At 32.3% G+C, this 3,686-nt stretch carries 4 protein-coding genes; all 4 read right to left on the bottom strand.

What is annotated here, in order from left to right; translation table 11 throughout:
* A partial coding sequence (locus E0E02_RS09515; RefSeq protein WP_206282030.1) for a hypothetical protein occupies nucleotides 1–263 on the bottom strand: 263 nt, incomplete at its 3' end.
* Nucleotides 264–449: 186 nt separating this feature from the next.
* Nucleotides 450–2,090, bottom strand: coding sequence for a GBS Bsp-like repeat-containing protein (locus E0E02_RS09305; protein WP_240789032.1), 1,641 nt, complete (start codon nucleotides 2,088–2,090; stop codon nucleotides 450–452).
* 83 nt (nucleotides 2,091–2,173) lie between these two features.
* Nucleotides 2,174–3,100, bottom strand: coding sequence for a glycosyltransferase family 2 protein (locus E0E02_RS09300; protein WP_133018445.1), 927 nt, complete (start codon nucleotides 3,098–3,100; stop codon nucleotides 2,174–2,176).
* A 24-nt stretch (nucleotides 3,101–3,124) separates the two neighbouring features.
* A partial coding sequence (locus E0E02_RS09295; protein ID WP_133018444.1) for a DUF2142 domain-containing protein occupies nucleotides 3,125–3,686 on the bottom strand: 562 nt, incomplete at its 5' end.

Below are 3,686 nucleotides of genomic sequence, written 5' to 3'. Positions count from 1 at the left end.
AAATATAATCCAGCTAAAAGCAGAAAATAAATAACACCACTAAGTCCTAACTGTAAAAACGAAATCTGCTTAAAGAATTGAAGCGAAGAAAAAAACAGAAGCGTTCCCAATATAACATAAAGAAAAACTGAATTTTTAAAGTTATTTTCTATGTTAATACTGATTAATAGGCTAAAAAAAACAATAAAATACGAAATCATATAGGAAGAAATTACTATTAACTTTCTTCCAATCGATTCATCTAGATTTTTAAATCTCAACATGTGTCTTACATTCCTATTCATACTATATTTAAATATACTAAAAATACACTATAAGTAATACTAATCTTACCAACAATAATTAAAAAAATCAATACACTAAAAAGGCTTAAGTTAAAAAATAAAAGTGAGAATAAAATTTATTCCCACTAAAATCTTATTTCTAATTATATACTACACAATTGCAAATTAATCTGGATAAATGTAAGAAACATCACCACCCCAGAATGAATCGAGTGGGTTAAACCATCCACGGAAATTACCAATGTATTGTTTACCAGCATAGTTTGATTCTTTAACTTGAATACGTGTATTACTTGACACAGCTATCACGTAAGCTACATGTCCATAACCATTACCATCATGTGGCCAAACAACGATTGAACCAACTCTTGGTGTTGTACCAACTCTGAAACCTTTAGCACGCGCATTAACTGCCCAGCCCCCAGCATTTCCAAGCCAGTTTGGAATCCATGGCGCCAAAGACTTGACTGCCCATGTACATTGCCCAACTGGATAGGTATTAGTTTCGTTGATATATGTTGTGATACGAGGAGATGGTGTAGCGTTAGGTTTATAGTTTTGATCAGAAAGATTAAATGTTGCTGTTGAATTATCTGAATAAATAACAGTCGCAACTACAGAAAAAGTATCTGCTTGATTATTAATCGATTTCAAATCAATAGTTTGACTAATTTTTCCATAACTACTTGTACCTGCTTCATAAGTTTTTGTTTTTTGAGGGTTCGATTTAGAGGTAACTTGAACCTTAAGTTTCGAAACCCTTTTAGACATAGCTTTTTCCGTAACATTTACTTTAAATGAACCATTTGCTGTATTTACATTACTAATGCTAACATCTGGATTTTCTAAACCACTAATTTGATCTACGTGAAATCCTGGTGTTCCACTTAGTGCTTCAAAACTATTAGTAATAGAGTTGTCGCCATAGATATGCACACCGTATGTTCCTGTGTCAAATCCATGATTAGACAACTGAATTGTTGCCTTATATGAGTTATCACCAACTTTGGTTGCCTTATACCATTTTAAATCATCTTGATTATTCACCGTTGACCAAACTGGAACTGTAATTGAAGTAATATATTCCGGAACATCATTAATCAAAACATCATAGGTTTTATCTGAAGTTTGAACAATTTGATACGATATCTCTTGTTTGTTAATAATAATATCCTGACCATTAATCGCAGTCATTTTTCCATCTTGCGCTAAATAGGTATGAACAAAATATCTTCCATAACCTTTATGATTATTTAAATCGACTCTTGTTAGTCCTTTTCCAGAATCATCATACCATCTTAAATCATCTTGGTCATTTTCTTCTGACCAGACGGCATATTTAATTGTCCCATTAGATGGTGCATTAATGTCTGTTGAAAGCTGAAGCGCACCATTTTTAACACTTACTTGAGGTGCTTTAGGACTAATCTTAAGGCTTTCTAAGGCAGCACCCGATACTCGGCCATCAGAATAAGTTGTGTAAACATGAGTAATATAAGAGCCGGCCCTATTTCCATAATCTGCTAGATTTACCTTAACTTTTGCTTCACCATTAATAACATCAGTTGTATTGTACCATTTAAGATCATCTTGACCATCTTCCTCTGACCAGACAGCAACATCAATTCGAGTAATATCCTTACAATCTTTAGTCTTCTGTGACACAACTTCAAAAGATTTGCTAACCTCATCAAATGGTGTTTTAGTCACTAAGGCATCAGATTGTTGATCCGCCATAGCAGAGTTAGTAAGAAATGCCATGCTAAGCACAGCTGTTGACAATAAAGCTGATTTGATTTTATTCAAAAAGCTGTTCTCCTTTATAATATAATGTTGTACACTATATTAATTCGGAAAAACAGCTAAAAAACTTTATAAAATATTAAATTTTATCCTTTTTCTTTGACAATATAAACTGGTCGTTTTTTAGTTTCAAGGAATATCTTAGAAATGTATTTTCCGATAATCCCTAAAGCAAGCAACTGGATACCACCAATAAACAAAATGATACAAACCAAACTTGCCCAACCTGAAACACTACCACCAATTGTGAGTTTGCGAATAATGATAAATAGAATTCCAAGAATAGATATGATAAATGATGCTGCACCAGCCCAAAGAGATAAATCAAGCGGCGCTTCAGAAAAATTAATAAAACCTTCCATAGAGTATTTGAATAAGCTCCAAAAACTCCATGATGTTTCACCAGCCACGCGCTCGCGATTTTCATAAGCGATATACGTTACATTAAATCCAACCCAAGAGAAAATTCCTTTTGAGAAACGATTAACTTCACCAAGTTCTAAAATACTGTCTACAACTTGTCGAGTCATCAAACGGAAATCACGCGCACCATCAACCATCTCTGTATCAGAAACAGCATTGATAATTTTGTAAAACATCTTTGAAAAGAAAGAACGGATAACTGGTTCTCCCTTTCGATCAGCACGACGAGTTCCCACAACATCGTAACCTTCGTTGATTTTTTGATACATCTCAATCAACAACTCAGGTGGATCTTGTAAGTCAGCATCCATAACAGTGATAAAATCACCACCTGCAGCCTCAAGTCCAGCTAACAAACCAGCCTCTTTACCAAAATTACGTGAAAATGACAAATAATGAACGTTTTCAAAACGGCTAGCAACATCTCGAAGAACCTTTAAGGTTTCGTCTTTTGAACCATCATTGACAAAGATATAATCAAAAATCAATTGGTCCTTCATTTTACTTTCAATTTTTTGAGTTTCTTCTAAAAATGGATAGATTGTTTCTTGTTCATTATAACAAGGAACAACAATAGATAGTTTTTTCATTTATTTACCCTCATAAAAGCGAGTTTAAAAATTATAATAATTAAAAACAGTACTTAATAGCATCGTGTAAATAAAACACAAAGAAATATCTAAAATAATTTTTTCACTAATAAAATCTCTAAAATTATCTAATCTTTTATTGTTAACTGTCATAAAAATTAAAAGACCCGGAATAATTCCTAAAACATATCTATCCTGTACCCCTTCTACTTTAAACTCTCCAACAGGTGTCCATGTAAGATACATTGCTAAAATAATACCAACGTATAAACCTATAATAACAATAAATAAAATGCTTCTTTCTAAAACTCCAACATTAACTTTATTTGCATTATTAAAAACAACCATTACAAGGAAAAGGATAAGGTATGAAATTAAAAATGTTGGACCATAGGAAAGCCACCCAAATAAATTAATATTTGCTGGATTCAAAAGACGCATAAAAAACTCACCTAACAACACTTTGAAATATACAAAAGGTTGATTAATAATTGATAAAACTTGTCTTTTAGCATCTACATTTGCTAAGTAATCTACATTTAAATAATTTACGTTAACAATCTCTGAGTATGTCTTCATCCAAAAA

It is taken from the genome of Streptococcus sp. KCJ4932, from assembly GCF_004352745.1.
Classification (GTDB): domain Bacteria; phylum Bacillota; class Bacilli; order Lactobacillales; family Streptococcaceae; genus Streptococcus; species Streptococcus ruminicola.
This window is presented reverse-complemented; position numbering and strand designations above follow the sequence as displayed.

Excerpts from the sequence above, each read along its gene's own strand:
- E0E02_RS09300 (WP_133018445.1), bottom strand. The coding sequence starts at position 3,100 with ATGAAAAAACTATCTATTGTTGTTCCTTGTTATAATGAACAAGAAACA.